This is a genomic window from Marivita cryptomonadis (genome assembly GCF_002115725.1).
GTDB classification, from domain to species: Bacteria; Pseudomonadota; Alphaproteobacteria; order Rhodobacterales; family Rhodobacteraceae; genus Marivita; species Marivita cryptomonadis.
The window spans coordinates 1-26,112 of record NZ_JFKD01000007.1; the positions used below are offsets into that span (position 1 = coordinate 1).

At 61.0% G+C, this 26,112-nt stretch carries 28 protein-coding genes, 1 other RNA gene and 1 pseudogene; 15 read left to right on the forward strand and 15 right to left on the reverse strand.

The window, feature by feature from the left end; genetic code table 11:
- Nucleotides 1-162, forward strand: a pseudogene (locus MCRY_RS23360) (guanine deaminase); the annotation flags it as partial.
- A gap of 391 nt (nucleotides 163-553) precedes the next feature.
- Here the strand turns inward: MCRY_RS23360 and rpmG are convergent.
- The 7 genes from rpmG to MCRY_RS09140 all read right to left on the reverse strand — a co-directional run bounded on the left by rpmG (nucleotide 554) and on the right by MCRY_RS09140 (nucleotide 6,010).
- Nucleotides 554-721: a 50S ribosomal protein L33 gene (gene rpmG, locus MCRY_RS09110; protein ID WP_028958297.1), complete on the reverse strand. Its 168-nt coding sequence runs from the start codon at nucleotides 719-721 to the stop codon at nucleotides 554-556.
- Between the two features lie 123 nt (nucleotides 722-844).
- An RNA gene (gene rnpB, locus MCRY_RS09115) (RNase P RNA component class A) lies at nucleotides 845-1,221 on the reverse strand.
- A gap of 148 nt (nucleotides 1,222-1,369) precedes the next feature.
- Entirely contained in the window at nucleotides 1,370-2,080 is a 711-nt protein-coding gene (locus MCRY_RS09120; RefSeq protein WP_085629198.1) for an alpha/beta fold hydrolase, read from the reverse strand.
- 3 nt (nucleotides 2,081-2,083) lie between these two features.
- Nucleotides 2,084-3,217 (reverse strand): cobalamin-independent methionine synthase II family protein, encoded by a 1,134-nt coding sequence (locus MCRY_RS09125; RefSeq protein WP_085629422.1) that lies wholly within the window; start codon nucleotides 3,215-3,217, stop codon nucleotides 2,084-2,086.
- A 109-nt stretch (nucleotides 3,218-3,326) separates the two neighbouring features.
- Complete coding sequence (locus tag MCRY_RS09130) at nucleotides 3,327-4,658, reverse strand: 8-oxoguanine deaminase (protein WP_085629199.1); 1,332 nt, start codon at nucleotides 4,656-4,658, stop codon at nucleotides 3,327-3,329.
- 117 nt (nucleotides 4,659-4,775) lie between these two features.
- The gene (gene hisN, locus MCRY_RS09135) at nucleotides 4,776-5,576 is read right to left on the reverse strand and encodes a histidinol-phosphatase (RefSeq protein WP_238939453.1); all 801 of its coding nucleotides are present in this window, start codon (nucleotides 5,574-5,576) and stop codon (nucleotides 4,776-4,778) included.
- Nucleotides 5,577-5,629: 53 nt separating this feature from the next.
- Nucleotides 5,630-6,010 (reverse strand): helix-turn-helix domain-containing protein, encoded by a 381-nt coding sequence (locus MCRY_RS09140; RefSeq protein WP_085629200.1) that lies wholly within the window; start codon nucleotides 6,008-6,010, stop codon nucleotides 5,630-5,632.
- A 295-nt stretch (nucleotides 6,011-6,305) separates the two neighbouring features.
- Between MCRY_RS09140 and MCRY_RS09145 the strand changes: the two genes are divergently transcribed.
- Nucleotides 6,306-7,268: an NADPH:quinone oxidoreductase family protein gene (locus MCRY_RS09145; protein ID WP_085629201.1), complete on the forward strand. Its 963-nt coding sequence runs from the start codon at nucleotides 6,306-6,308 to the stop codon at nucleotides 7,266-7,268.
- A gap of 50 nt (nucleotides 7,269-7,318) precedes the next feature.
- Here MCRY_RS09145 and MCRY_RS09150 read toward each other — a convergent pair whose 3' ends face one another.
- Complete coding sequence (locus tag MCRY_RS09150) at nucleotides 7,319-8,194, reverse strand: LysR family transcriptional regulator (protein ID WP_085629202.1); 876 nt, start codon at nucleotides 8,192-8,194, stop codon at nucleotides 7,319-7,321.
- 124 nt (nucleotides 8,195-8,318) lie between these two features.
- On the opposite strand from MCRY_RS09150, the gene MCRY_RS09155 reads away from it, so the two are divergent.
- On the forward strand, nucleotides 8,319-8,540 hold the full coding sequence (locus MCRY_RS09155; RefSeq protein WP_085629426.1) for a DUF1127 domain-containing protein: 222 nt from the start codon (nucleotides 8,319-8,321) through the stop codon (nucleotides 8,538-8,540).
- A 164-nt stretch (nucleotides 8,541-8,704) separates the two neighbouring features.
- Nucleotides 8,705-9,490 carry a Bax inhibitor-1/YccA family protein gene (locus MCRY_RS09160; protein ID WP_085629203.1) on the forward strand — a complete coding sequence of 262 codons (786 nt, stop codon included), beginning with the start codon at nucleotides 8,705-8,707 and terminating at the stop codon, nucleotides 9,488-9,490.
- A 217-nt stretch (nucleotides 9,491-9,707) separates the two neighbouring features.
- On the opposite strand, the gene MCRY_RS09165 is transcribed toward MCRY_RS09160, so the two are convergent.
- Entirely contained in the window at nucleotides 9,708-10,109 is a 402-nt protein-coding gene (locus MCRY_RS09165; protein ID WP_085629204.1) for a hypothetical protein, read from the reverse strand.
- A 188-nt stretch (nucleotides 10,110-10,297) separates the two neighbouring features.
- On the opposite strand from MCRY_RS09165, the gene MCRY_RS09170 reads away from it, so the two are divergent.
- The 4 genes from MCRY_RS09170 (at nucleotide 10,298) to MCRY_RS09185 (ending at nucleotide 15,055) form a co-directional block, all read left to right on the forward strand.
- A complete protein-coding gene (locus tag MCRY_RS09170) occupies nucleotides 10,298-11,983 on the forward strand; it encodes an NAD(P)H-dependent oxidoreductase subunit E (protein WP_085629205.1) in 1,686 nt (561 codons plus the stop codon).
- A gap of 65 nt (nucleotides 11,984-12,048) precedes the next feature.
- Entirely contained in the window at nucleotides 12,049-13,452 is a 1,404-nt protein-coding gene (gene ftsY / locus MCRY_RS09175) for a signal recognition particle-docking protein FtsY (protein WP_085629206.1), read from the forward strand.
- Between the two features lie 94 nt (nucleotides 13,453-13,546).
- The gene (locus MCRY_RS09180; protein ID WP_238939451.1) at nucleotides 13,547-14,452 is read left to right on the forward strand and encodes an EamA family transporter; all 906 of its coding nucleotides are present in this window, start codon (nucleotides 13,547-13,549) and stop codon (nucleotides 14,450-14,452) included.
- Nucleotides 14,453-14,455: 3 nt separating this feature from the next.
- Complete coding sequence (locus MCRY_RS09185) at nucleotides 14,456-15,055, forward strand: inner membrane-spanning protein YciB (RefSeq protein WP_085629207.1); 600 nt, start codon at nucleotides 14,456-14,458, stop codon at nucleotides 15,053-15,055.
- A 33-nt stretch (nucleotides 15,056-15,088) separates the two neighbouring features.
- Here MCRY_RS09185 and MCRY_RS09190 read toward each other — a convergent pair whose 3' ends face one another.
- Entirely contained in the window at nucleotides 15,089-15,523 is a 435-nt protein-coding gene (locus MCRY_RS09190; RefSeq protein ID WP_085629430.1) for an Lrp/AsnC family transcriptional regulator, read from the reverse strand.
- Between the two features lie 109 nt (nucleotides 15,524-15,632).
- Between MCRY_RS09190 and MCRY_RS09195 the strand changes: the two genes are divergently transcribed.
- From MCRY_RS09195 to MCRY_RS09210, 4 genes are all read left to right on the forward strand, one after another.
- Nucleotides 15,633-16,814 carry a type III PLP-dependent enzyme gene (locus MCRY_RS09195; RefSeq protein WP_085629208.1) on the forward strand — a complete coding sequence of 394 codons (1,182 nt, stop codon included), beginning with the start codon at nucleotides 15,633-15,635 and terminating at the stop codon, nucleotides 16,812-16,814.
- A gap of 41 nt (nucleotides 16,815-16,855) precedes the next feature.
- Nucleotides 16,856-19,153, forward strand: a complete 2,298-nt coding sequence (locus MCRY_RS09200; RefSeq protein WP_085629209.1) for a xanthine dehydrogenase family protein molybdopterin-binding subunit — start codon at nucleotides 16,856-16,858, stop codon at nucleotides 19,151-19,153.
- A complete protein-coding gene (locus MCRY_RS09205) occupies nucleotides 19,131-20,189 on the forward strand; it encodes a DUF2235 domain-containing protein (protein ID WP_085629432.1) in 1,059 nt (352 codons plus the stop codon). The genes MCRY_RS09200 and MCRY_RS09205 overlap by 23 nt, the downstream gene beginning before the upstream one ends.
- A 188-nt stretch (nucleotides 20,190-20,377) precedes the next feature.
- Nucleotides 20,378-20,845 carry a CoA-binding protein gene (locus MCRY_RS09210; protein WP_085629210.1) on the forward strand — a complete coding sequence of 156 codons (468 nt, stop codon included), beginning with the start codon at nucleotides 20,378-20,380 and terminating at the stop codon, nucleotides 20,843-20,845.
- Between the two features lie 137 nt (nucleotides 20,846-20,982).
- Here the strand turns inward: MCRY_RS09210 and MCRY_RS09215 are convergent, their stop codons facing one another.
- Together MCRY_RS09215 and hisF are read right to left on the reverse strand one after the other, a co-directional pair.
- Nucleotides 20,983-21,288, reverse strand: a complete 306-nt coding sequence (locus tag MCRY_RS09215) for a phosphoribosyl-ATP diphosphatase (protein WP_085629211.1) — start codon at nucleotides 21,286-21,288, stop codon at nucleotides 20,983-20,985.
- Nucleotides 21,285-22,046: an imidazole glycerol phosphate synthase subunit HisF gene (hisF, locus tag MCRY_RS09220; protein WP_085629212.1), complete on the reverse strand. Its 762-nt coding sequence runs from the start codon at nucleotides 22,044-22,046 to the stop codon at nucleotides 21,285-21,287. The genes MCRY_RS09215 and hisF overlap by 4 nt, the downstream gene beginning before the upstream one ends.
- An 85-nt stretch (nucleotides 22,047-22,131) precedes the next feature.
- Between hisF and MCRY_RS09225 the strand changes: the two genes are divergently transcribed.
- Both MCRY_RS09225 and MCRY_RS09230 read left to right on the forward strand, forming a co-directional pair.
- Nucleotides 22,132-22,890 carry an SDR family NAD(P)-dependent oxidoreductase gene (locus MCRY_RS09225; protein WP_085629213.1) on the forward strand — a complete coding sequence of 253 codons (759 nt, stop codon included), beginning with the start codon at nucleotides 22,132-22,134 and terminating at the stop codon, nucleotides 22,888-22,890.
- Between the two features lie 86 nt (nucleotides 22,891-22,976).
- Entirely contained in the window at nucleotides 22,977-23,429 is a 453-nt protein-coding gene (locus MCRY_RS09230) for a DUF302 domain-containing protein (RefSeq protein WP_085629214.1), read from the forward strand.
- Here MCRY_RS09230 and hisA read toward each other — a convergent pair.
- On the reverse strand, nucleotides 23,426-24,148 hold the full coding sequence (gene hisA / locus MCRY_RS09235; RefSeq protein ID WP_085629215.1) for a 1-(5-phosphoribosyl)-5-[(5-phosphoribosylamino)methylideneamino]imidazole-4-carboxamide isomerase: 723 nt from the start codon (nucleotides 24,146-24,148) through the stop codon (nucleotides 23,426-23,428). The two genes, MCRY_RS09230 and hisA, sit on opposite strands and share 4 nt — an antisense overlap.
- Nucleotides 24,149-24,284: 136 nt before the next feature.
- Between hisA and MCRY_RS09240 the strand changes: the two genes are divergently transcribed.
- Entirely contained in the window at nucleotides 24,285-24,671 is a 387-nt protein-coding gene (locus tag MCRY_RS09240) for a DUF2147 domain-containing protein (RefSeq protein WP_085629216.1), read from the forward strand.
- A 130-nt stretch (nucleotides 24,672-24,801) separates the two neighbouring features.
- Here the strand turns inward: MCRY_RS09240 and MCRY_RS09245 are convergent, their stop codons facing one another.
- Nucleotides 24,802-25,398, reverse strand: coding sequence for a LysE family translocator (locus tag MCRY_RS09245; RefSeq protein ID WP_085629217.1), 597 nt, complete (start codon nucleotides 25,396-25,398; stop codon nucleotides 24,802-24,804).
- 78 nt (nucleotides 25,399-25,476) lie between these two features.
- Nucleotides 25,477-26,112 (reverse strand): imidazole glycerol phosphate synthase subunit HisH, encoded by a 636-nt coding sequence (hisH, locus tag MCRY_RS09250; RefSeq protein WP_085629218.1) that lies wholly within the window; start codon nucleotides 26,110-26,112, stop codon nucleotides 25,477-25,479.

The following is a 26,112-nucleotide window of genomic DNA, read 5'->3' on the forward strand; positions in this document are numbered from 1 at the left end:
TCTGAGGCGGATTTCATCATTCTGGATCTGGGATCAACGCCCGCGATTTCTCAGCGGAGTTCACGGGCGGCGGATATCTGGGAGGCGGTGTTCCCGACGATCATGATGGGCGATGACCGCGCGGTGTCAGGGGTTTGGTTAATGGGGGAGAGGTTGGGGTGAGGGGCAGTTGAGCAATGGAAGCGGTCCTCTGCAATATTGCAAAGGTCTTGAACGGAAAATTACAGGCCTCGCGTGAACCGTAGGTAGGCGACGAATAATCCGAACCCAAACAATACTACAAAGAACAACCGCTGAATTGCAGAAGTCCATCTATTGCCGGTATTTTTCTTTGAGTAGCGCTCAGAGAACCAGCAGGTTAGGTCCCTTAAACCAAGCATCGAAATACCTCCTCGGCACTACCTTCATTCCGACGTTAGTATGATCTGCTTATAGTTTCCATGACGACGATGGGCTCACAGCCGAAACTCGAAGCAAGAGCAAGTGGTATAAAAAAACCGCGCCCGGGTAGCCCCGGCGCGGCTTTTCTTCACTGTCCGTGTGAACGGAAGGCTTACTTGATTTTGCCTTCTTTGTACTCGACGTGCTTGCGCGCGACGGGGTCGTACTTCCGAACAGACATCTTTTCCGTCATCGTCCGCGCGTTTTTCTTGGTCACATAGAAATGACCCGTTCCCGCAGACGAGTTCAGGCGGATTTTGATTGTGGTCGGCTTCGCCATGGGTCGTCTCCTGCACCGGGCAAAGGATGCCCGTGAATTCCAGTATGAAGGCTGCCTTCTACCCGCGCGCACGGGTGAGTCAACCCTTCTTGCGGGACTTCGTCGTCAAAACGGCCACAAAAAACGCGCGGAGGGCCTGTAAGCCGGATTCTGTCCCCCTTGGGTTGCCCCAAGGATAGATGACCATTCCTCTGGGACCGATGTTGCCATCGGCCTCGTGCTGCCAACCCGGGGATCTGGGCTGAAGCGACCCTGCCGACACGCGGCGCGATCCCCCTATTCGGCATTGCTCCCGGTGGGGCTTGCCATGCGGGGGCTGTTGCCAGCCCCCCGGTGGGCTCTTACCCCACCGTTTCACCCTTACCCCGATCGAAATCGGGGCGGTCTGTTCTCTGTGGCGCTTTCCGTCAGGTTGCCCTGCCCGGGCGTTACCCGGCACCATTGCTTCAGGGAGTCCGGACTTTCCTCCCCCATATAGGGGCGGCCATCCGGCCCTCCGCGCGAGACGTGGGGTAGGGCAAGTGCCTGTTGCGGTCAATCACCATGCGACCGCGCCACAGTCCGTTCTTCTTCTTTTCTGAAATATGTCGGGGGGTTTGGGGGGCTGGCCCCCCAATACATCGGATCGGTATGTGCCGTTCCGATGCTCTATCGCAGAACGTATGGCTGGTGCAGCCATTCCCAGAGCGCGTCATTGGTCTCGTCCGGGGTTTCCAGCGTCGGCAGGTGTCCGGCGTCCTCGAGCACCACCAGCCGTGCGTGCGGGATCAGTTCGGCCATAAAGGTATGACGCTTGACGGGACACAGCGCATCATGCGCACCGCAAAGCACCAGCGCGGGTTGGCGGATCTTGCGAAGCGTCGATTGCTGGTCGCGGCGGCGTTGCAACGCGCGCGATTGGTGGACAAAGACTTCCGGTCCCAAAGTGTGCGCCATGTCCATCACCGTTTGCAGCACTGCGGGGCGGCGGGGGCCGGGGGAAAGGTAGTTGGGTTTCAGCTCGTCGCGCATTACCTCGGTCAGCTTGCCCGATTTCACCTTGACGATCTGCGGTTCGCGGTTGGCGGCAACGGGGGGCGTTTCGGCAAGGCAATTGGTGTCCATGAGCGCCACGCGTGTCACCCGTTCAGGTGCCCGGCGCAGGATCTCCATCGCCACAATGCCCCCCATGCTCAGACCGGCCAGAGCGAATTTGGTCGGCAAAAGCGGCAGGATGGCCGACGCGATCTCCTCGATCCGCTGGCCATGGGTGATCGGCGCGACCATCACCGGATGGGTGGCGGAAAACGCCCTGATTTGCGGCTCATAAAGCCGCGCGTCGCACATCATGCCGGGCAGAAAGACGACGGGTTCTATCATGGCTCAGAGACGCGCAGACGCAAGTGCGGCGCCCTTGGCCAATGTTTCAAGCTTGGCATAAGCAATCTCGGGGTCCACCGCGCCAAACCCCGCAAATGTCCCGAAGCCGCAATCGCTGCCTGCGATCACGCGGTCCGCACCGACGATTTCGGCAAAACGTTCGATCCGCTGGGCTACCACTTCAGGGTGCTCGACGAAGTTGGTGGTCGAATCGATCACGCCGGGCACCAGCACCATGTCCTCGGGGATCTCGGCCTTGCGGTCGCGAAACACAGTCCATTCATGGGCGTGGCGGGGGTTCGACGTCTCGAAAAGCACTTGTCCTGCGCGCACCTTCATCAGGGTTGGGAACACGGTGTCCATGTCGATGTCGCAGACATGGGGGCCTTCGTAGTTGCCCCAGCAAATATGCACACGCACGCGGGCGGGGTCGATCCCGTCCAGCGCGTGGTTCATCGCCTCGACATGGGCATCGGCGATCTTGACGAATTCGGCATCGGTCAGATCGGTGAAGATCATGTGCCGCGACAGCGCCAGATCGGGGCAGTCGAGTTGCAGCATCAGACCGCTGTCCACAATGGTGCGGTATTCGTCGCGCATCGCGTCTGCCAAAGCAGCCAAATAAGCATCGCGGGTCGGGTAAAAATCATTCTGCAGAAAGAGCGAAATCACACCGGGGGAAGCGGCATTCATGAACGCCTCAGTCGCGCCATGCGCAGCCATCCCGGCCTTCAGGTTAGAGATGTCGGTTTCCAACTCGCCCTGACCCTTTGATTTGACCTCACCCACACACATGGGGCGCGCATATTTCGGTGTGCCGCCATCATCTTTCAGCCGTTCAAGGAAAGTCGGGTAGAGCTTCAGATCCGCCGGTGCATTGCGCGGGCTGTCGCCGTCAAACCCGGTGTAGCGGTCTTTGACATAGGTGGCGTAGCTGATCTTGGATGTCTCGCCGTCCGACACCACGTCGATGCCTGCTTCGACCTGCCTGCGCACGGTATTGCTGGCGGCCTCGGTCATCGCTGCGTCAAACGCGGTGCTGTCATAGTCCTGACGGTTTTCGCGTGCGAAGATGAAATCCACCACCTTCTGCGTGCGCGGCAGCGATCCGACATGGGTGGTCTTGATGCGTGTCATCGGCGCGGCCCCTTGGTCTGCATAGGTTTGCAGCGACACTAACAAATCATGCGCGGTGTGCCAGATGATATGACGCATCTGCCAAAGCTTTTCGAAAAGCTTTGGCGGCTCACCCCATCAGCGCGCGCGCCAATGCGTTCTGCCGTTCAACCACGCGCGGCAGATCGATGCTGGTCACATGACCGTCTTGCACGATTTGGCGACCTTCGACCAACAGGTGCTTCACCCGTGTCGGCCCCGCCATGAGAAGCGCTGCCGGATCCCAGCTTCCGGCGCTCTCAACGCCGGTCACGTCCCAGATGGCGATATCGGCACGTTTGCCAAGGGCGATCTGGCCACAATCGGGGCGACCCAGAACCTCAGCCCCGCCACGGGTGGCGATGAAAAGCGCTTCCCGCGCGCTCATGGCGTTTGCGCCATTGGCGACCCGTTGCAGCAACATGGCCTGTCGTGCCTCTGCCACCAGATTGCCCGCGTCATTGCTGGCCGATCCGTCGACTCCTAGACCCACCGGCACGCCTGCGTCGCGCATGGCACGGACCGGCGCGATGCCGGATCCAAGGCGGCAGTTAGAGCAGGGGCAATGCGCCACCCCGGTGCGGGATTTGGCGAAGAGGTCGATTTCTTTCCCGTCGAGTTTCACGCAATGTGCGTGCCAGACATCGGGGCCTGTCCAACCAAGGTCTTCGGCATATTGGCCGGGGCGGCAGCCGAACTTTTCAAGGGAATAGGCGATGTCCTCGTCATTTTCGGCCAAATGGGTGTGCAGCATCACCCCCTTGTCGCGGGCCAGAAGGGCCGCGTCGCGCATCAGGTCACGACTGACCGAAAAGGGCGAACAGGGGGCAACACCCACCCGCACCATGGCGCCTTCGCGCGGGTCGTGATGGGCGTCGATGACACGGATACAGTCTTCTAGGATCGCCGCCTCATCTTCGACCAAAGCATCCGGCGGCAAACCGCCATCGCTTTCGCCGATGCTCATCGCGCCGCGCGTGGGGTGAAACCGCATCCCGATCTCGTTAGCGGCGGCAATGGTATCATCCAGCCGCGCGCCATTTGGATAGAGGTACAAGTGATCCGAAGTCAGCGTACACCCTGAAAGCGCCAGTTCGGCCAGCCCGATCTGGGCCGAGGTGAACATCTCGTCGGGGCCAAAGCGCGACCAGATCGGGTAGAGCGTCTGCAACCACCCAAAGAGCAGTGCATCCTGCCCACCGGGCACCGCGCGGGTCAGCGTCTGGTAGAGGTGGTGGTGTGTGTTCACCAGCCCCGGTGTGACAACGCAGCCTGTGGCGTCGATTGTATCCTCGGCACCGGTCAATCCTGTGCCAATGTCGGTGATGACACCGTTTTCGACACGAATGTCCGCCTGCGCCAGTTCCGACAGGGTGGCGTCCATCGTGACGACGGTGGTTGCGTTTTTGATCAGGATGGCCATGCCGTTCCCTCCACACAAAATGTGCCCTTTTCGGTGTGGATAACCGCCGGGGCGACAGAAAAGGAGCGGAAGGACTCGCCCAGGCGGGATCAGGTGTAACGCGAAATGCCGCGTTTGTCAGCCATTGAGAAGCGCCAAGGCCGCTGCGTGCAGCTCTGGCGTGGCCGCTGCCAGCGCAGTGCCGCCGTCATGTGCCGGAGACCCGTCCCATTGTGTGACGACGCCGCCTGCCGCTTCGATCACGGCGATTGGCGCCTGAATATCATAGGCATTGAGCCCTGCTTCGATCACCAGATCAATCTGCCCGGCCGCCAAAAGCGCATAGGCATAGCAATCGCAGCCATAGCGGGTCAGCTTGACCGTGGGGGTGACGCGCTGGAACGCCTGACGTTGGGCATCTGTGCCAATCTCGGGAAAGGTCGAGAACAGGATGGCTTGGGACAGATCGGTGGTCGATTTGGTGCCAAGTGTGTCGCTGCGCCCCGGACCTGCCCAGTTACAGCGACCAAGCCCGCCCATGAACCGTTCCCCGACATAGGGTTGGTCGATCATGCCCATGACTGGGCCGGTGTCATCGGAAAGCGCGATCAGCACGCCCCATGTTGGGGTCCCACTGATGAAAGACCGTGTCCCATCGATTGGATCAAGCACCCATGTGAGGCCACTTGTGCCTGCGACGCTGCCATGTTCTTCACCCAGAATGCCGTCATCGGGGCGCAGATCGGCAAGCACATCGCGCATTGCGGTTTCCGCCGCGCGGTCGGCGATGGTGACGGGATCGAACCCGCCTGCCAGCTTGTTGTCGGCGGTCAGTCCAACAGAACGGAAATGTGGCAAGATCGCCGCGCGGGCGGCATCTGCCATGCGTTCGGCCACTGACCAAAGGTCAGCGGCATCGTCCGAAGTGAATTTTGTCATGAAGTGCCTCCTGCAAGCAGCCCGACAAGGGCTACCTCAGGCGGCTTTGCTGCTCAAGCGACGTCTGACAACACGCGCGCCAGTTCGAACAGGCGACGACGTTGGTTTTCGGGGATCGAATAGTAAGACCGGATCAGATCCAGTGCTTCCTTGTCACCCAAGAGATCAGCCGGGATCGCCTCGGCGCCGACTGTCTGCGCCTCTTTCTTCTCGGCGTCTTCGATGCCTTCGAAGAAGAAGGCAACCGGCACGTCCAAGGCGTCTGCAATATCCCAGAGGCGGGACGCGCTGACGCGATTTGCGCCGGTTTCGTATTTCTGGATCTGCTGGAATTTGATCCCGACTTTTTCAGCCAGTTGCTGCTGGGTCATCCCGACCAGCCAGCGCCGATGCCGAACCCGCTTACCCACATGGACGTCAACAGGATGTGCCATCTTGCTCCCTTTCGCCAAACTTTACTTCGTCTTTTTGTTTCGGACAGGAAGATAGGCAAAGGTGCTTTCGCAAGGCTTAAGCAGAACAACCTATCCGTTTATTGATGGCCGGACGCTATAGTATGACAGGTATGAGGGCAAGAAAATTGGTCTGCGTCTTCCGAAAAACATTCACGCATTTCAATAACTCGCAGGTTTTTGTGGTCGTGTTAACGCAAACACTCTGATGCCCGCGTGACAGTGACGTGCGCGTAAGCCAAAGTCATATCGTGAAAATTTAATTTGGGAGCCCGCTTTGAAGGCGTTTCAGGTCCACAGTCACGATGCCGCACCGAAAATCCACGATGTGGTCATGCCGGAACCCGCAGTAGGTGAGATTCGGGTACGAATCCACGCCTGTGGGTTGAATTTCGCCGATCTTCTGATGGTCAAAGGCACCTATCAGGACACGCCAGAGTTGCCATTCACGCTTGGTATGGAGGTGTCTGGCACCGTCGATGCACTGGGGGCAGAGGTCGAGGGATTCGCTTTGGGTGACCGTGTCGCAGTGTTCGGGGGACAGGGCGGGCTGGCTGAATTCGGCTGTTTTGACGCGCGCCGGGCGGTGCACCTGCCAGATGCGATGTCTATGGTCGATGCGGCGGCGTTTCAAATCGCGTATGGCACCAGCCATGTGGCGCTCGACCACCGGGCACGGTTGCAGCCGGGCGAGACTTTGCTGGTGCTGGGGGCTGCCGGGGGCGTTGGGTTGACGGCGGTCGAGATCGGCAAATTGATGGGAGCTAAGGTCGTGGCTTGCGCGCGCGGGGCGGCCAAGCTTGACGCGGCCAAGGCGGCGGGGGCGGATCACCTTATCGACGCCGAGACGCAGGACATTCGAACCGAAATGAAAACCTTAGGCGGTGCCGACGTGGTTTATGATCCGGTCGGGGGCGAACAGTTTATGGCGGCCTTCCGATCCTGCAAACCAGAGGCGCGGCTTTTGCCGATTGGTTTTGCCAGCGGAGACGTGCCACAGATCAAGTCCAACCACCTGCTCGTCAAGAACCTGTCGGTTCTGGGAGTGTATTGGGGCGGATATCTGCAATTCCGGCCCAAAGTGGTGACCGACAGCCTGGCGACCTTGATGGAGTGGTATTGTGCGGGTCGGCTGACGCCGCATGTGAGCCACGTTCTCGCGCTTGATGCGGCCAACGAAGGGCTTGAACTTTTGCGCAGCCGTGCGTCCACTGGCAAGGTTGTTGTCACCATCGCCTGAAACCGCTTGAACGCGGTTTTGAGACCGCGTCCAAGGCCCTTCAAAAAGCCTTACTCTGCCGCGCGCAGGTCCACGCCTGAAATCGCCGCGAATTCCCGCCGCAAAAGATCGCATAGCGGCTCAATGATCTGCGGTCGGGCCGTACCGCGATAGAGCGCCACCGATTGGTATCCAAGATCCGGCAGATTCGCGCTGGCCGGGATCGCTTCGAACTGCGGCGGCTCGTGACCTTCGAGCACCGAAGTCACCGCCAGATCGGCGCTCACCGCCACGTCGATGGCGCGGTCGCTGTCCGAGGACAGCACGAGATCCCATTTCTCACCGCTTTTTTCCAGTGTGCTCAGCGCCACGGGCCGGAACGAACAATGATTGCAGAACGCAACGGGCAGGGGGGACACTTTCCAAGCCTGCCCACCAGGTGCGCCATACCAGCGCAGCGGAACTTTCATCAGAATCTCGGCGGCACCGTCGGGCTTGGTTTCGGTGGTCAGGATCACATCCACCTCTCCCCGTGCGAACCGTTCCCTGAGGTCGCTGGAATAAGAACTGTGCAACTGCACTTTCACCCGGGGAAAATCACGCTGCATCGCTTTCATCACATTGGGAATGGCGGGGTAGATGATGTCATGCGGCACCCCGAGGATGATTTCACCTTCCCAGACCGTATTTGTCAGTTTGCCGTAAACCTCGTCGTTCAGATCGACGATGCGCCGGGCATAGGTCAAGAGTTGCTCTCCCGCGGATGTGAGCGCGACACCACGTCCCTGTCGGTCGAGCAGGGTCAGATCAAGGCTTTCCTCAAGCCGTTTGATCTGCATCGACACCGCCGATTGCGTCAGGTTCAGAAAAGATGCCGCCCGGGTTACGCCGCCCGCGTCGGCCACCGCAATGAAAGAGCGCAGCGTCGTGATGTCGAGGTTTCGCATGCATCACAATCCATGATGATTGAGTTCAATAACATTCGTTTCACAAATGACGATAGCAGGACCATATACATCAGGCAATACGATGGTTGGCCTCCCAATCATCACGAAACAAAAGGTAAAAGACATGCAAAGCTTGATGAACACCGGTTTGGGCCACGCCGCTCTGACCGCCCCCCGCCGCAGCCTGATGGCCCGTATCTCGAGCGCCATGGCGCTGCACCGCAGCCGAGCCCGTCTGGCGTCGCTTGATGCGCATCTTCTGGACGATATCGGTCTGGATCGTCGCACAGCCGAAGCCGAGGCAAACCGCCCCCTTTGGGACGCGCCGGCTTCATGGACGAAGTGATCACAGGCAGTCCGGCACGCAAGATTGCTTAAAAATGTATATGTCATGCATTTTTTGGCGGTAAGAATGTGTCGGACTGCTTGAAATATCCCCCCGAAGCCCCGATATTCTGAACATCTGCCCCCGCAGGTGCGGCGGGCATCCATTTTATTTCGGAGGGATGAATGGCTGAGTATAACACAATCCGGACGACCGGCGTTGCTGGCGCCCGAGCCGCCCAGATTGATGAGGGTCTGCGCGCGCACATGAATAAGGTCTACGGCACGATGTCCGTAGGCATGTTGATCACGGCGCTTGCTGCTTGGGCCATTGCTGGACTTGCTACGACAACAGATCCCGCAAATGCGACTGCACAGCTGGCCAACGGCACGATGCTTACCGCCCTTGGTTCGGCAATCTATCTGTCACCGCTGCGGTGGGTGATTATGCTGGCACCGCTTGCATTCATCTTCTTTGGCTGGGGGGCACTGATGCGCCGTGCAAACGCTGCTGGCGTTCAACTGGGCTTCTTTGCGTTTGCGTCCGCGATCGGTCTTTCGATGAGTTCGATTTTCATCGTCTTCACGAGTTTCTCGATTGTACAAACGTTTCTCGTGACTGCGATCGCGTTCGGTGGGCTGAGCCTTTACGGGTACACCACGAAAAAAGATCTCAGCGCGATGGGCACCTTCCTCATGATGGGTGTGATCGGCCTTCTTGTCGCAATGGTTATCAACATCTTCCTGCAATCGCCGGCCATGATGTTTGCGATCAGCTTCATCGGTATCTTGATCTTCGCAGGTCTGACCGCGTTCCACACGCAGGAAATCAAAAACACCTACGTCGCGCACGCAGCGCACGGGGATAAGGAATGGCTCGACAAAGCGGCCTATGACGGCGCGCTGAGCCTCTACATTTCATTCCTCAACATGTTCCAGTTTCTGCTCATGTTTATGGGGCAACAGGAATAAAACCCTTCGACTTAAGTTAGAAAAGGCCGGTCGTGTGACCGGCCTTTTTTGTGGCCCAAGGTTGCAAACAAAATGCAAGCGCCATGCTGCATCCAACAGAATGCCGATCAAACGTCGTACGACGTTCCTGGCCAAACATCTAAATTAAGTTGAGAGCATTCGGCTGCTGATCAAGACAGCCCGTTTATTCAATACAGCCCAACCAACCACAATCGGGTCAGACCCCGACTTCAGGCCCAAGGCACATCATCGGCTCGTCGTTCTGCTGCGCCTCGTACAGGGTTGTCGCGTTTGGATCATTCTCGAAAATCGCCCGCAACCCGTTTGCTTCTTTGAAAAACGACCAGCATTGTGGCGTCGGATTGTCCTCGTAGACAAAGCAGATCATGCCCTGATCTTCGTACCAGACCCCATCCTTGCACTGACCATCCAGAAACGACCATCGCACGCGCCGGTCCTCGAGATATTCCTCGACCCCGTAAGCCTGACCATTCTGCCCGAAATAGAGCGTTTTGCCCTCGACATAGGCCTCGAACTGCGCGCCGTTCATCGGTTCGGCGGCAAAACAAGGTGTGGACAGCAAGGCCACGAACGCGGCGGATCGGAGTGTTTGTCTCATGGCATGAGCCTAGCCAAGACCGGTCGCGTGCACAAATGACATCGGCGTAAGATTTCCGAAATTCTACATAGGTTGCCCATGCGCGCAGGCGGCAGGGCGGTTGGACCGCGTTTAGCGTCGTTTTCAGGCTCGTGGCGATGGCGCGCCTGTGCGAGTTTGCCGCCAGACGCGAACAAAGGACGACCCCGATGGCATTGGACGAACGCAAAGGTGTTTGGAAATCCGGACGCGGCAAGGGCCGCAAGACGCCCAAGGGCCGTCAATACACCGACGAGGCTCTGGCCGAGGTGCAGGCTCTGCTGGGCAACCATCCGCGCCGCCGGGATCTGCTGATCGAATTCCTGCACTTGATCCAAGACGAATATGGCCATCTGAGCGCCGACCATCTGCGCGCTTTGGCCGAAGAGATGCGCCTGAGCATGGCCGAGGTCTACGAGGTCGCCACGTTCTACGCCCATTTCGATGTGGTGAAGGAAGGCGAAACCCCACCGCCCGCACTGACCATCCGGGTCTGCGATTCGCTGTCCTGTGAATTGGCAGGCGCGCAGGCCTTGCAACAGGCGCTGGAAGACGGTCTTGACCCGGCAGAGGTTCGCGTTGTCCGGGCTCCGTGTATGGGCCGCTGCGACACCGCCCCGGTGCTGGAACTGGGTCACAACCATATCGACCACGCCACCCTGGAAAAGGTGCACGCCGCCATCGCGGCAGACGAAACCCATGCGCACGTCCCCGACTATCAGGACCTGAACGCCTATCTCAAAACCGGCGGCTATTCTGCGCTGACCCAACTGCGCGCCAATGGCAATTGGGAAGACGTGCAAGGACAGGTCCTCGCCTCAGGCCTGCGCGGCCTTGGTGGTGCGGGTTTTCCGTCTGGCAAGAAATGGGGCTTCGTGCGCGCCAATCCCGGCCCCCGCTATCTGGCCGTCAACGGCGACGAGGGCGAGCCGGGCACGTTCAAGGACCGCTTCTACCTCGAACGCGTGCCGCATCTCTTCCTCGAAGGCATGCTGATCGCCGCCTGGGCGGTCGAAGCCAAGACCTGCTTTATCTACATGCGCGACGAATACCCCGCCGTTCTCGAAATCCTGCGCCGCGAAATCGCAGCGTTGGAGGCCACAGGCATGGTGGCGCCCGGCTATATTGACCTGCGCCGTGGCGCCGGGGCTTATATCTGCGGCGAAGAATCCGCGATGATCGAATCCTTCGAAGGCAAACGCGGCATGCCCCGCCACCGCCCGCCTTTCGTGGCGCAGGTTGGCATCTTCAACCGCCCGACGCTGGTGCACAACGTCGAAACCCTCTACTGGGTCGCCCGCGTCTGCCGCGAAGGGCCAGAATGCCTGAACAGCACCGAAAAGAACGGCCGCAAAGGCCTGCGCTCCTATTCGGTGTCGGGGCGCGTTGCCGCTCCGGGCGTCTACCTGCTTCCCGCAGGCAGCACGATCACCGACATCATCGAGGCCGCAGGTGGCATGGCCGAGGGCCACAGCTTCAAGGCCTACCAGCCCGGCGGTCCGTCCTCAGGCATCCTGCCCGCTAGCATCAATGATGTGCCGCTCGATTTCGATACGCTCCAACCCTTGGGCAGTTTCATCGGCTCCGCCGCCGTTGTGGTCCTGTCCGACAAAGACAGCGCCCGCGATGCCGCGCTCAACATGCTGCGCTTCTTCGAGGACGAATCCTGCGGCCAGTGCACGCCCTGCCGCGTAGGCTGCGAAAAGGCGGTCAAACTGATGCAGGCCGACCATTGGAACCAGCCGCTGCTTGAGGAGCTTTGCACCGCAATGGCCGACGCGTCGATCTGTGGGCTGGGGCAGGCCGCACCAAACCCCATCCGTCTGACGATGAAGCATTTCCCGGACGAGGTCTGAGCCTTCCATCTTGCCCGGATAAGGACTAGGTGAAAGGGGAACGACCCAGACACGGACGATCCCACATGTCCTTTTTCGGCAAGCTGAAATCAAAGCTCTTCAAATCCTCGTCCAAGCTGGACGAGGGCTTGGACGCCATCGTCTCGGACGGTGGTGAGGAAACTCCAACCCCCGAAGCGCCGCCGCCCAGCGACCCGACCCCGCCGTCCCCCCCTGCGCCGCAAACGCCACCGCCGGATGTGCCGGCACCGCCGACCCCGGAAGAGGTACCAGAGCCTGACCTGCCGGAACCCGACGCGCCTTCAGAGGTGCCGCAGCCCGATCTGCCCGAGGCAGAGCCTGAAGCGCCGCAGGAAATTCCCCAGCCCGACGTGCCGCCGGACACACCACCGACGCCCGGCCCGGATATGCCTGCGCCTGCACCCACCCCGGTCAGCCCACCGCCTGCACCTTTGGAAGCCCCGCAGCCCAGCGATCCGATTCCGGCACCTCCCACCGAGGTGCAGCCGTCCGCACCGCTTGAAGTGCCAGTGAAACCCGTCGGGCTTGTCGAAGAGACCCCGGTTGCCGAGGCCCGCAAACCCGGCTTCCTCGGTCGCCTGCTGGGTCGCACCACAGCCCCGACTGAGATTCGGCGCGAACTTGACGATGACATGCTCGAACAGCTCGAAGAGCTGCTGATCCAGGCTGATATGGGCGTCGACACCTCACTGCGCGTGACCGCCAACATCGCCGAAGGGCGCTACGGCAAGAAACTCAGCGTACGCGAGATCAAGGAACTGCTCGCGGGCGAAGTGGCCCGCATCATGGAGCCGGTCGCCAAACCGATGCCGCTCTACCCGACAAAACCGCAGGTGGTGCTGGTGGTCGGTGTCAACGGCTCGGGCAAGACGACGACCATCGGCAAACTCGCCAGCCAGTTCCGCGCGGCGGGCAAGAAAGTGGTGATCGCCGCAGGTGACACGTTCCGCGCTGCCGCTGTTGAACAGTTGCAGGTCTGGGGTGACCGCGCCGGGGTTCCGGTTCTCACCGCGCCCGAAGGGTCAGACCCCGCCAGCCTCGCCTTTGATGCCATGACCAAGGCGCAAGCCGATGGGGCGGATCTCTTGATGATCGACACTGCAGGCCGTCTGCAAAACCGTCAGGACCTGATGGAAGAATTGGCCAAGATCGTCCGCGTCATTCGCAAGAAAGACCCCGACGCGCCGCACAATACGCTGCTGGTGCTCGACGCCACCACGGGTCAGAACGCATTGAGCCAGGTGGAAACCTTCCAGAAACTGGCCGATGTGACCGGCCTCGTGATGACCAAGCTCGACGGCACCGCCAAAGGCGGTGTGTTGGTGGCACTGGCTGACAAGTTCGGTCTGCCGATCCACGCCATCGGGGTTGGCGAACAGATCGATGATCTGCAACCTTTCGATCCCGAGGAATTCGCAGCGGCCCTGACGGGGCTTGCCACCGAATGAGCACTTCTTTGGGCCCCAAATACCTCGGGGTGAGGCGCGCAGCGCCGAGGGGCAGCGCCCCTCAGACGGATTTTGCAAAATCCGTCGTCCGCCCATGATCAGCGAGTTTATTGTCTCCATCGAAGGCACCGAGGCCGGATCGCAGCTTGCCCTCTGGCTGGCGCTTTTGGCGGCGGTGCTGCATGCTGCGTTCGGCGCGTTGCAAAAAGGCAAACACGATCCGTGGATGTCACGCGGGGCGATCGACATCAGCTACGGTCTGATGGCGGCCCCCTTTGCGCTCTTCGTGGTGCCGTGGCCGGAACCGCATATGTGGCCGATCTTTGCGGGCGCGTTCATCATTCACTTGGGTTACAAGCTTTTGCAGGCGCAAGCCTACACCAAAGGTGCGTTTACCGTTGTATACCCCGTGGTGCGCGGCACAGGGCCGCTTTTTGCCGTTATCGGCGCGTATCTGATTTTCGGAGAGGTCTTTTCCGTCACCCAATGGCTGGGCCTTGCGGTGCTGCTTGCCGGCATCTTCGGGCTTGCGGTCTACAACCTGATCTACCTTGTGTCCGAGCGGGACACGCTTCCCATCGCCTTGATGCTGGCCGTGGCCACCGGCCTTTTCGTAGCACTTTACACGACCTATGACGCCTACGGCATCCGCGCCACAGCCAACCCGTTCACCTTTCTGGCGTGGTTCTTCATGATCGATGGCATCGCCATGCCGATCATCGCCGCCCTGCGCTATCGCAACATGACCCACAAACCCGCACTTGGCCCACTGGCTGTCAGAGGTGTGATCGGCGGGTTGGTGGCTTTTTTCAGTTTCGGCTCCATCATGGTTGCCACACGCCTCGACAATGTGGGCGAAGCGGCGGTGCTGCGCGAAACATCGACAGTCTTTGCCGCGATCATCGGTTGGGTGTTCCTGAAGGAAACCGTGGGTCCGCGAAGGATTGCGCTCATGGCCCTGATCGCGCTAGGGGCTGTCATCGTGGAATTCGGAGGCTGAGTTTTGGCACAACGGCACGTCCCGCAATGGGTGAAATCGGCATTGGAACTGGGCCCAGTGATCGGGTTTTTCGTGGCTTATCTCTGGGTCAAGGACGAGGTCTTCACCTTTGGCGGCACCGAGTATGACGGGTTCATCGTTGCCACCGCCGTGTTCATCCCGGTGATCCTCGCCTCGATGGGGCTTTTGTGGTGGCTCACGGGTCATATCAGCCGCATGCAGATCGTCACTGCTGTTCTGGTGGTGGTGTTCGGCGGGTTGACGGTCTGGCTCAATGATGACCGGTTCATCAAGATGAAGCCCACCATGGTCTATTCGCTGCTTGGCGGTATCCTTGCCGTGGGCCTCTTGCGCAATCAAAGCTATCTGCGTGTGGTCATGGGGGAACTTTTGCCGATGGAGCAAGAGGGCTGGATGATCCTGACAAAGCGGATGACGGGGTTTTTCTTCCTGCTCGCGATCTCGAACGAAATCATCTGGCGCACGCAAAGCACGGAAACCTGGGTCTATTTCGAAACCTTCGTGCTGACCGGCGCGACCTTTGTGTTCTTTATCGCGCAAGCGGGGGTCATCCAGAAATACAGCACCGCCGAGGAAGACTAGGGGCCACGTTGCTTCATAGCTACGCCGCCTATTCTAACCCCGACGGTCGATCTTGGTCGACAGGTGGATAAAGCTCTCTGAGCTTTGAACGCCTTTCGCCTCGGCAATGTCGTCCAGCGTACGGTCCAGATCTTGCGTCGTCTGGGCACTGATCTCGACCACCAGATCGACCCGGCCCGACACGGTGAACACAGCCTCAACATTCGGCAGTGACTGCAGCCGGGACAGAACCGCAGGCCCCGTGCGCGGCGCAATTGACACAAGAGCCGTGGCCCGGATCGGGGCGGCAAGCGCATCGCCGCTGCGCAGGGTGAACCCGGCGATCACGCCCTTTTCCAGCAGCCGGTCGATGCGCGTCTGCACCGTGGTGCGCGCCAATCCCAGCTTGCGGGCAAGTTCCGCCACCGGCATCCGCGCATCGCGGCGCAGGAGCGCGATCAAGTCGGCGTCTGTTTCGTCGATCTGTATGCTCATTCCGTCAGTCTGAGTGCAAAAGAGTCTGTTTTGCAAGAACTGCCGACACGGACCGACGGGGAATGCACGCAGACTGAAAGAAACAGAACCAGATGAGGCAGTCATGTTTGCAGGGGCACAAGACATCACACAGGCGCGGTTCGACCGGGCGCGTATCTCGGCAGTGATTGCGGACAGACAGCCGGACGATCCGCTGGCGATCCTGCGCCCGCACGTGTTGCAGCGCACGGCGCACAGCTTTCTGCGCGGATTTCCCGGTCAGGTCAGCTACGCGGTCAAGGCCAATCCCGCGACCGATATCCTGCGCACTCTGGTCGGTGCCGGGGTGACCACATTCGACGTGGCTTCTGTCGCCGAGATGCATGCGGCACGTCAGGCCTTGCCTAACGCGCGGCTGCATTACCACAACCCGGTGCGGTCAGCCTCCGAGATCACGCAAGCCAAGGCGCTGGGCATCGCCTCGTGGTCGGTGGACCGGATGTCTGAGCTGGACAAGCTGGGGCAGCTTACCCCCAACACACAAGTGGCGGTGCGCCTGTCGTTGAAAAGGGGCGGCGGCGCGTATGATTTCGGCAGCAAGTTCGGCGCCTCGCCCGAAGTGGCAACAGACCTGCTGCGCGCTGTTGTGGCCCGGGGCATGATCCCGGCGCTGACCTTTCATCCGGGTACGCAATGCACTGATCCTACCAGTTGGGCCGATTACATCGCCGCTTGCGCTGAAGTGGCGCAACGCGCGGGGGTGCGGCTTGCGGCGCTGAATGTCGGGGGCGGGTTTCCGGCTTTTCCGCGCGGCGGCAGAACCCTGCGGCAGCACTTGTTCGAAACGATTGCATCAGCGACCAAAGCGCATTTTCCGGACCAGCCGCCGCAGCTTTGGTGCGAACCGGGGCGGGCGATGGTGGCTGATGCGATGTGGCTCTTGCTGCGCGTCAAGGCGCGGGGCGATGGCGTGCTGACGCTGAATGACGGTCTGTATGGCGCACTGGGTGAATGGCGCGATATGCCGGTGCCCGCGCGCCAGACCGCGTTGAACCAGCAGGGGCACCCCGTCACGGGCACGCCCCAGCCATTCACTATCTTTGGCCCGACATGTGACAGTCTCGACCGGGTGCCGGACCCGTGGATGCTGCCCGCCGGGATCGCGGATGGCGACTATATCCTGATCTCCGGGGCGGGCGCCTACAGCCTTGCGCTGGTCACTCCGTTCAACGGATACGGAACGCGCGAGGTGCTGAACCTCGATTCCATGGCCGAACCTGCTGGACAGTGCCGTCCCGCAGGCTAGTGTCCCTGCCGAAAGACCAAGGTCACACGCGCGAGGGAAACATGGATAAATTTGGCAAGTCACAACCGGTCAAACGGGTCGAGGATGTGCGGTTTCTCAATGGGACAGGGCGCTATGTCGATGACATCGCCCCGGAAGGCGCGCTGCGTGGCTACGTGTTTCGGTCGTCTGTCGCCCATGCGGATATCGACACGCTGGACGTAACGGACGCGCGCGAGGTGCCGGGTGTGCATCTTGTCCTGACAGCTGCGGACCTCGACGAGGCGGGATTTACCCAAGGTCTGTGGGGCACAACGGTGCCCAATCGCGACGGGTCGATGGGCGCATCGCCATTCCGCCCCATCCTTGCTTCGGGCACCGTGCGATATGTGGGCGAAGCGCTGGCCTTTATCGTTGCCGATAGCCTTGAGGCGGCGCGCGATGCGGCCGAACTCATCGTATTCGACTATACCGACAAACCCGTGCATCTGGGGCTCGCTTCGGGAGGGGAAGCTTTGCACACCGAGGCACCGGGCAACGTCGCCTTCGACTGGGGCATGGGGGACGAGGCCGCGACGGCAGAGGCGTTCAAGACCGCCCACCGTACGGTCAGCCTTGATGTCGAGGACAACCGCATCATCGTCAACGCGATGGAGCCGCGCGGCTGTTATGCCGAAATGGAGGGCGACCGCTTGCATTTCGCCGTCAATGCGCAGGGCGTCTGGGAGCATAAGAAACAAATGGCGCGTGTGCTCAACATGACCGAAGAGGACATCCGCGTCACCAATCCTGACACGGGTGGTGGGTTCGGCATGAAAGCCATGCCGCATCCCGAGAATTTCCTGACTGCCATTGCCTGCAAAATGCTGGGCCAACCGGTGCGCTGGATGTCCGAACGCACCGAGGCGATGCTGTCCGACAATGCGGGCCGCGATCTGCGCCACACCGCTGAACTGGCCTTTGACGAAAACAACCGCATCACCGCCTACCGGGTGCAGACGGTGGCCAATATGGGTGCCTATAACTCGCACTTTGCTCAGGCCATCCAGACCAGCTTGTTCTCCAAGGTTCTGATGGGCGTTTACGACGTGCAAACCTCTTGGTTGCAGGTCGAAGGCGTTTATACCAACACGACGCCGGTCGATGCCTATCGTGGCGCGGGGCGCCCCGAAGCGATCTACCTGCTGGAACGTGTCATGGACCGTGCGGCGCGCGAACTGGGCCTTGATCCGTGGGAAATGCGCCGCATCAACTTTATCAAGCCGCACCAGTTTCCCTACAAGACCACCACGGGCGAAACCTATGACGTGGGCGATTTCGACCGCGTTCTGTGCCGCGCCGAAGGCTTTGCCGACCGTGCCGGGTTCGACGCCCGCCGCGCCGCATCCGAGGCCGACGGCAAGCTGCGCGGCCTTGGTTTGTGCTACTACATCGAAAGCATCCTTGGCGCGCCTGTCGAGGACGTGAAGGTCACGTTTGACGACGATGGCGGCGCGTCGATCTATGTCGGCACGCAATCCAACGGGCAGGGGCACGAGACCGTGTTCACGCAGTTCCTGTCTGATCAGACGGGGATCCCGGCGGACATGATCCGCTTTGTGCAGGGCGACAGCGATTTGATCGCACGCGGCGGCGGCACAGGTGGTTCGCGCTCGGTCACGATCCAGAACACCGCGACGCTGGCGGCGGTCGAAAAGATCGTCACCGCCTTCACCGCGTTCCTTGCCGATCAGCAGGGGGTCGACGAGGGCGATATCAGCTTTGACGACGAACAGTTCCGCGTTGGCACATCGAACGTCACGCCGACCATTCTCGAAGTGGCGCAGATGGCGCGTGAGGCGGGTCGTACGGACCTTCTGACCTTTGATGCCACGATCACTCTGGACGCCCGCAGCTTCCCTAATGGCGCGCATGTGGCCGAGGTCGAGATCGACCCGGACACGGGCCATGTGACCGTCGACCGCTACACCGTCGTTGACGATTTCGGCAACCTCATCAACCCGATGCTGGCCGAAGGTCAGGTACATGGCGGGGTGGCGCAAGGGCTGGGTCAGGCGTTGACCGAGCGGGTGGTCTATGACGAGGACGGGCAGCTGCTCACGGCAACGTTCATGGACTACGCGATGCCGCGCGCCGATGATATTCCCATGATTGGATTCACCACAGAAGCGACGCCGTCGGTCACCAACCCGATGGGCATGAAAGGCTGCGGCGAGGCGGGCACCGTCGGCGCATTGGCGGCCGTTGCCAACGCAGTGCAGGACGCGATGTGGCAGCGCGGCGTGCGGCAGGCCGACATGCCGTTCACGCCGCAACGGGTCTGGGGCATGTTGCAGGATGCGCGCATCGCGGCTGAGTGACAGGATAATCGGCTGGTTCCGTGGCACGGTTGCCACGGGCCAGTCCAAGGTTTCGGCACGTCGAGGTGCCCGGGATCATGTTGTCATTCTGGATGGCACGTTGTCATCGCTCGAGCCGGGCTACGAGACCAATGCCGGGTGCCTGTACCGCCTTCTGCAAGAGGTCGGGGGCGATCTGTCGATCTACTACGAATCCGGCCTCCAATGGTCCGACTGGCGCAGCGCCTCCGACATCGCCGTCGGTCGCGGCATCAACCGCCAGATCTGCCGCGCCTACGGCTTTCTTGCGTCGCGGTATCAACCCGGGGACCGGATCTTTTTCTTCGGGTATTCCCGTGGCGCCTATGCCGTGCGGTCGCTTGCCGGAGCCATCGACACGATCGGCTTGTTGCGCGCCGAACATGCCACTGAACGCAATGTCCGGCAGGCCTATCGCCTCTATCGCTATCCCGCCGACCGGGACACGGTGCGCGCCTTTGTGCAGCGCTTTTGCCATGACGCACCGGTGATTTCGGTGCTGGGCGTCTGGGACACGGTCAAGGCGCTGGGGATGCGCCTGCCGGTGCTGTGGCGATTCACCAATGACAAACACGCGTTCCACAACGACCAGCTTGGCCCATCGATTCAGCACGGGTTTCAGGCGCTGGCCTATCACGAACGCCGCATGGCCTATGAACCGGTCTTGTGGTCCTGTCCTCCGGGCTGGAGCGGACATGTCGAACAGGTCTGGTTCAAGGGGGTGCACGGGGACATTGGTGGGCAGTTGCGCGGTCACGAAGAGGCGCGCCCGTTGGCGAACATCCCCTTGGTCTGGATGCTCGATCGGGCCCAAACGGTGGGCTTGCCCTTACCTGACGGGTGGCGTCAGCGGTTTCCGCAGAATGTGCACGCGCCGTCTTCGGGCAATTGGAAGGGCTGGGGCAAGCTGTTTCTCTACCGCCGCCCGCGCCGTGTCGGGGATGATCCTTCGGAACGGATACACGAAACGCTGCACGTTACGCAGCCACAGGTTGTGTCCGAGCCGCTGGTCCCCTGACTTCTGACGAATATGTGACCAAAACCCTTGGTTTCTCCCTTTAAACCGCGAGAATCGTGCCTACCTCAATTCCAAGGAGCACGGGAGTGGAACACCCGCTGCACCTACACTGTCCCTCGTTCCAACACTTGCGCCCAAGGTCTCCTTGGGCGCTTTTTCTTTGCCGCGCGACAGGCTAGACAGAGCGTATGAGCTATTCCGATGATTTCCTGCGCACGGTCCTGAAGCGGACCAAAACCGTCGCCGTGGTGGGCGTGTCCCTTAACCCGGTGCGCCCGTCCTACTATGTTGCGCGCTACATGTCTCTTAAGGGGTTCACTGTCATCCCGGTCAATCCCGGCCACGCCGGCAAACGGTTGTTCGGGGCCGAGGTGAAGGCGTCCTTGTCCGAGATCGACGCCAAGGTGGACATGGTGGACATCTTCCGCCGCTCGGACGCGGTGCCGCCTATCGTGGACGAGGCGTTGGAACAATTCCCGGACTTGCAGACCATCTGGATGCAAATCGGGGTCGAGCATGCCGAGGCCGCCGCCAAGGCCGAGGCGCGGGGGGTGGACGTGGTGATGAACCGCTGCCCCAAGATCGAATATCAACGGCTGTTCGGAGAGCTGCGCATGGGTGGGTTCAACACAGGGATCATTTCGTCCAAGCTGTGATGCCGGGCGGACGATGCGTCACCGCATCGTGCTTTTGCGTGGACGGAAACGCTTGGGGTCGTCCGTTGGTGCGCCATTGGTTCAAGCCCAATGGACGACGCCCCAAACCCCGAGGTATTTGCAGCCCAAAGAAACCTTTAACGGTTGGCTTTTTCCTGCAGTCCAGACTGTCCCTGACGACGGGCGAGTTCCGCCATCACATCGGCGAGCGCCACATCGCGGGATTTCAGCATCACCAGCAGGTGGAACAGCACATCGGCCGCTTCCGAGGTCAGCCGGTCTCGGTCGCCCTTGATGGCTTCGATGATGGCTTCGATGGATTCTTCGCCGAATTTCTCGGCACATTTTTCCGGCCCTTTGGCCAGCAGTTTGGCGGTCCAGCTTTCGTCCGTGGAGGCAGCTGCGCGGGTCGCGACGATCTGTTCCAGCTCTTCAAGTGTCATGTCAGCCTCACCGGGATGCCTGCGGCGGCCATATGGTCCTTGGCCTCGCCAATCGTGTATTCGCCGAAGTGGAAGATTGACGCGGCCAGCACCGCGCTCGCGCCACCCATCGTCACACCTTCGACAAGGTGATCCAGCGTGCCGACGCCGCCGCTTGCGATCACCGGGACATCGACCGCATCGGAAATCGCGCGGGTGAGGGGTAGGTTGAAGCCTGCCTTGGTGCCATCGCGATCCATCGAGGTGAGCAGGATTTCCCCAGCACCTTTGGCGACAACCGTCTTGGCGAACTCCACCGCATCGATGCCGGTGGGTTTGCGGCCGCCATGAGTGAATATTTCCCATTTGCCGGGGCTGACCGTCTTTGCGTCGATCGCGACCACAATGCACTGGCTGCCGAACTGATCCGCCGCTTGGGCGACCACATCCGGGTTGGCGACAGCGGCGGAATTGAAAGACACCTTGTCGGCCCCCGCCAGCAACAGCGCGCGCACATCGGCCACCGTGCGCACCCCGCCGCCCACGGTCAGCGGGATGAAGCATTGCTCGGCCGTGCGCGTCACCACGTCGAACATCGTGCCGCGGTTTTCATGGGTTGCATGGATGTCGAGGAAACAGATCTCGTCTGCCCCCGCCGCGTCATAGGCGCGGGCGGCGTCCACCGGGTCACCGGCGTCGCGCAGATCGACGAAATTGACGCCTTTGACCACACGGCCATCGGCGACATCGAGACAGGGAATGATGCGGGTCTTCAACATGCGCCATCGCGTACCCCGAAGATCGCCGCTTGTGAAGCCTGCGCGTTGCGCATTATGCCTTGAGCCAAGGAAAGAGGAGGGTCCCATGTCTGATCAATTCGCACGTTATCCGAGCCTGAGTGGCAAAACCGTGTTCATCACCGGCGGTGCGTCGGGCATCGGGGCTGAGATCGTCAAGGCGTTTGCGGCGCAGGGCGCGAAGGTTGGATTTGTCGATCTGGACGCAGACGGCGCACAGGCGCTGACGGATGCGACCGAAGGCACGGTGGCGTGGGAACAGGCCGATCTGCGCGACATCGCGGCGTTGCAAGAGGCGTTTGGCAGGCTGAAGACCACGCTTGGCCCGGCGCAGGTGTTGGTGAACAACGCAGCACGCGATGACCGCCACGATTGGCGCGAGGTGACGCCCGAATATTGGGACGAACGTCAGGCCACCAACCTGCGGCACATGTTCTTTGCGATTCAGGCCGTCGCTCCCGACATGATCGACGCAGGCGGCGGGTCGATCATCAACATGGGGTCCAACAGCTGGTGGGAAGCGGGAGGGAACATGCCCGCCTACACCACCGCCAAGGCTGCCGTGCATGGCCTGACCCGCACCATGGCGCGCGATCTGGGCGGGCACCGCATCCGAGTCAATACCGTGGTTCCCGGTTGGGTCATGACCGAGCGGCAGAAAGATCTGTGGGCCAAACCGGAGGCGTTGGAAAAGCACCGCGATCGCCAGTGTCTGCCAGACCTGATTGAGCCCGTGTATCTTGCCCGGATGGTGCTGTTCCTTGCCTCGGATGATGCGGCGATGTGTACGGCCAACAATTACATGGTCGAAGCCGGGTCGATCTGAGCGGTCCCGCGCCGGTCACGCCAACGTGCATATTAAGTGATCCCCTTTTGGCCGACCTTCGACGTCAACAGCCAAAGGGGACACAGATGAAACACCTACTATTCGCCGCCGGTCTGGCCTTGGCAGCCACAACTGCCAGCGCAGGTGACAATGGGCTTATGCGCAAGGACAGCGCGCTGGGTGTGACCGAAACCGTGGATGCGATGGTCACCGCGATGGAAGGGGCCGGAATAACAGTCTTTGCCCGCGTCGATCACGGGGCAGGGGCCGCGTCCATCGGAGAAGATATCGGCGCATCGCAACTGCTCATCTTCGGCAACCCAAAGGTCGGCACTCCTGCAATCAAGGATGATCCGGCAGCAGGGCTTTACCTGCCGCTCAAGGTCTTGGTCTATGAAGACGCGATGGGCGGCACCAAGATCGTTTATGAAGAGCCTGTGGCGATTCTGGGCAAGCTCGGCGGTGTGTCCGAGGATGCGGCATATCTCAAGACGATGGCGGGTGCCTTGGCGAAATTCACCGATGCAGCCAGCAACTAGGCGCGCAACACCGCCAAAGCCTCTGCCAGGTCAAGGGCGCCGTCATAAAGCGCGCGGCCCGAAATCGCGCCGTTGAGCCCGGCGCCGCAATCCCGCAATGCGATCAGGTCGTCAAGGGACGACACGCCACCGGAAGCGATGACAGGGATCGACACCGCGCGGGCCAGATCTGCGGTGGCTTCCACGTTCGGACCTTGCATCGCACCGTCGCGGTTGATGTCGGTGTAGATGATCGCGGCGACCCCTGCGTCTTCGAACGAGCGGGCAAGGTCAGTGACCATCACGTCGGTTTCTTCGGCCCAGCCCTTGGTCGCCACACGCCCGTTGCGCGCGTCGATGCCCACGGCCACATGGCCCGGAAAGGCCTTTGCCGCTTCGCGGACCAGATCGGGGTTCTCGACCGCGATCGTGCCGAGGATCACGCGCTGCAATCCCTTGTCGAGCCAGCGCTCGATCGTCGCCATATCGCGAATCCCGCCGCCCAATTGCGCGGGCACTTTGCAGCGATCAAGAATTGCCTCGACCGCCGCCGCATTCACCGGTTCACCTGCGAAGGCACCGTTCAGATCGACCAGATGCAGCCATTCGCAGCCCGCCTCGACAAACTCCATCGCCTGTGTGGCGGGGTCGTCGTTGAACACGGTGGATTTATCCATGTCGCCGCGCAGCAGGCGCACGGCCTGTCCGTCTTTGAGGTCGATGGCGGGATAGAGGATCATGGCGCAGTCTCCGGTCAGAATTCCCCCGCGCTTTGACATGACGGAACGGCACATGCAACGCGACCCAGCGTCAATCTTGATCGGATTTGCAAGCTCGGGTCAGAGTTTTTGTACCACTCTGAGGGAGGAGACAGAGATGAAATTGATGACACTCGCCGCAGGCCTTGTGCTGGCCGCCAGCGCCGCCTTTGCCGATCCGGTGGAAGGCACGTGGAAGACCCAGCCGGGCGATGACGGCAATTACGGGTTGGTCACCATCAGCACCTGCGGCGCGGACATCTGCGGCGTGTTGGGGCAGGGCTATGACGCCAGCGGCAAGAAGATCGCGTCGCCCAATATCGGCAAGCAGATGATCTGGGGTATGAAGCCCGCCGGTGATGGTGCCTACAAGGGCGGCAAGATCTGGGCCCCGGACCGGGACAAGACGTATAACTCCAAGATGATGTTGAGCGGCAACCAGTTGAAGGTCGAAGGTTGCGTACTGGGCATTTGTCGTGGCCAGACCTGGACGCGTGTGAAGTGATCTGTGTGTCGCGGAGGCTGCGCCTCCGCGATCCGCTGGGGGGCTTTGCCCCCCAGTCCCCCCAAGGTACTTGAAGCCCGAAGAGACCATGGGCGGTCTTGCTTCTGGGCAAAGTCGGTTATTCCGGTCCTCACGCCAGCAAAATCCAAACGGCGACGCCGGCCAACACAGCGGCGAACCCCCTGTTCAGCCAGATCGCGCTGCGATCCTCACGAAACGCGCGGGCGAGCCTGTCTCCGATCAGCGTCCAAGTCGAAAAGGCCAGCAGGTTGTTCAGTGTGAACACGGTTGTGATCACCATGACGGCGGCCAAAACATGCGGCTCCGTTGGGGAGAGGAACTGTGAAAACATCAACGCGATGATGACATAGGCCTTGGGATTGAGAAGCAGCAACACCGCGCCATCGGTGAAGGAAGCCGGGCGCGCTGTTTGCGTGGTTGTGGTCGCCCCTGCGCGAGAGAGCTTGAGAGCCAACCAGAGCACATAGATCGCGCCTGCCGTCTTAAGAACCGGGAACAACAGGGGCCATGTCTCGAACAGGCCCGTCAGCCCCAAACCTACGCCCAATGTCATCAACCACGTGGCCAGGTGATAGCCCGCTGAGGCTGGCAGCGTGGCCCGAAAGCCGAACAGTGCGCCATTGGCGGCAAAGAGCATATTGCCGGGGCCGGGACTGTAGGCCAACGGGAAGAGAAAGATCAGCAGGGCGACGATGGTTTCGGTCATGGTGATGTCCCGGTTACAGGACATCACCCTGCCGTTTGGCCGGGCCGCAAACGACCCGGTTCTTGCGCTTTGGTCAGCTCAGGGCGTCCAACGCAGGAAGTTGGCGATCATGCGCAGGCCGGTGGCGGCGCTTTTTTCCGGGTGAAACTGGAAGCCCACCATGTTGTCGCGCGCCACGATAGCAGTCACGTCGCCGCCGTATTCGACATGCGCCACGCGCTGCGACGCGGTGTTGACGCGCATCTGATAGGAATGCACGAAATAGGCGTGTTCGCTTGTCTCAACCCCTGCAAGCACCGGGTGGGCGGTGTCGATCACCAGATCGTTCCAGCCCATATGCGGCACTTTCATGTGGGCGTCAGCGGGCACGATCCGTTCGACCACGCCGTCGATCCAGCCCAAACCGTCGGTGGGCGTATATTCCAGCCCTTCGCGCGCCATGAGTTGCATGCCGACACAAATGCCCAGAAACGGCCGCGCCTTGATCTCGACCGCCTCGACCATAGCCGCAAACGCCCCAGAGGCGCGCAATGCCGCGGCGCAGGCCGGGAAGGCGCCATCGCCGGGCAGGACGAGCCGGTCTGCGCCCGCGATCACGTCAGGGTCGGAGGTTACCACGACATCACCCGCGCCGACTTCGCGCGCCATGCGTTGGAACGCCTTTTCGGCGGAATGCAGGTTGCCGCTTTCGTAGTCGATGATGGCTGTCAGCAC

Excerpts from the sequence above, each read along its gene's own strand:
- MCRY_RS09165 (WP_085629204.1), bottom strand. The coding sequence starts at position 10,109 with ATGAGACAAACACTCCGATCCGCCGCGTTCGTGGCCTTGCTGTCCACA.
- MCRY_RS09130 (WP_085629199.1), bottom strand. The coding sequence starts at position 4,658 with ATGGCCATCCTGATCAAAAACGCAACCACCGTCGTCACGATGGACGCC.
- MCRY_RS09205 (WP_085629432.1), top strand. The coding sequence starts at position 19,131 with ATGCGCGCATCGCGGCTGAGTGACAGGATAATCGGCTGGTTCCGTGGC.
- MCRY_RS09180 (WP_238939451.1), top strand. The coding sequence starts at position 13,547 with ATGATCAGCGAGTTTATTGTCTCCATCGAAGGCACCGAGGCCGGATCG.
- hisF (WP_085629212.1), bottom strand. The coding sequence starts at position 22,046 with ATGTTGAAGACCCGCATCATTCCCTGTCTCGATGTCGCCGATGGCCGT.
- hisA (WP_085629215.1), bottom strand. The coding sequence starts at position 24,148 with ATGATCCTCTATCCCGCCATCGACCTCAAAGACGGACAGGCCGTGCGC.
- hisN (WP_238939453.1), bottom strand. The coding sequence starts at position 5,576 with ATGACAAAATTCACTTCGGACGATGCCGCTGACCTTTGGTCAGTGGCC.
- MCRY_RS09245 (WP_085629217.1), bottom strand. The coding sequence starts at position 25,398 with ATGACCGAAACCATCGTCGCCCTGCTGATCTTTCTCTTCCCGTTGGCC.
- MCRY_RS09170 (WP_085629205.1), top strand. The coding sequence starts at position 10,298 with ATGGCATTGGACGAACGCAAAGGTGTTTGGAAATCCGGACGCGGCAAG.
- MCRY_RS09120 (WP_085629198.1), bottom strand. The coding sequence starts at position 2,080 with ATGATAGAACCCGTCGTCTTTCTGCCCGGCATGATGTGCGACGCGCGG.
- MCRY_RS09125 (WP_085629422.1), bottom strand. The coding sequence starts at position 3,217 with ATGACACGCATCAAGACCACCCATGTCGGATCGCTGCCGCGCACGCAG.
- ftsY (WP_085629206.1), top strand. The coding sequence starts at position 12,049 with ATGTCCTTTTTCGGCAAGCTGAAATCAAAGCTCTTCAAATCCTCGTCC.
- MCRY_RS09155 (WP_085629426.1), top strand. The coding sequence starts at position 8,319 with ATGCAAAGCTTGATGAACACCGGTTTGGGCCACGCCGCTCTGACCGCC.
- MCRY_RS09240 (WP_085629216.1), top strand. The coding sequence starts at position 24,285 with ATGAAATTGATGACACTCGCCGCAGGCCTTGTGCTGGCCGCCAGCGCC.
- MCRY_RS09215 (WP_085629211.1), bottom strand. The coding sequence starts at position 21,288 with ATGACACTTGAAGAGCTGGAACAGATCGTCGCGACCCGCGCAGCTGCC.
- MCRY_RS09150 (WP_085629202.1), bottom strand. The coding sequence starts at position 8,194 with ATGCGAAACCTCGACATCACGACGCTGCGCTCTTTCATTGCGGTGGCC.
- MCRY_RS09160 (WP_085629203.1), top strand. The coding sequence starts at position 8,705 with ATGGCTGAGTATAACACAATCCGGACGACCGGCGTTGCTGGCGCCCGA.
- MCRY_RS09210 (WP_085629210.1), top strand. The coding sequence starts at position 20,378 with ATGAGCTATTCCGATGATTTCCTGCGCACGGTCCTGAAGCGGACCAAA.
- MCRY_RS09225 (WP_085629213.1), top strand. The coding sequence starts at position 22,132 with ATGTCTGATCAATTCGCACGTTATCCGAGCCTGAGTGGCAAAACCGTG.
- rpmG (WP_028958297.1), bottom strand. The coding sequence starts at position 721 with ATGGCGAAGCCGACCACAATCAAAATCCGCCTGAACTCGTCTGCGGGA.
- MCRY_RS09230 (WP_085629214.1), top strand. The coding sequence starts at position 22,977 with ATGAAACACCTACTATTCGCCGCCGGTCTGGCCTTGGCAGCCACAACT.
- MCRY_RS09200 (WP_085629209.1), top strand. The coding sequence starts at position 16,856 with ATGGATAAATTTGGCAAGTCACAACCGGTCAAACGGGTCGAGGATGTG.
- MCRY_RS09140 (WP_085629200.1), bottom strand. The coding sequence starts at position 6,010 with ATGGCACATCCTGTTGACGTCCATGTGGGTAAGCGGGTTCGGCATCGG.
- MCRY_RS09195 (WP_085629208.1), top strand. The coding sequence starts at position 15,633 with ATGTTTGCAGGGGCACAAGACATCACACAGGCGCGGTTCGACCGGGCG.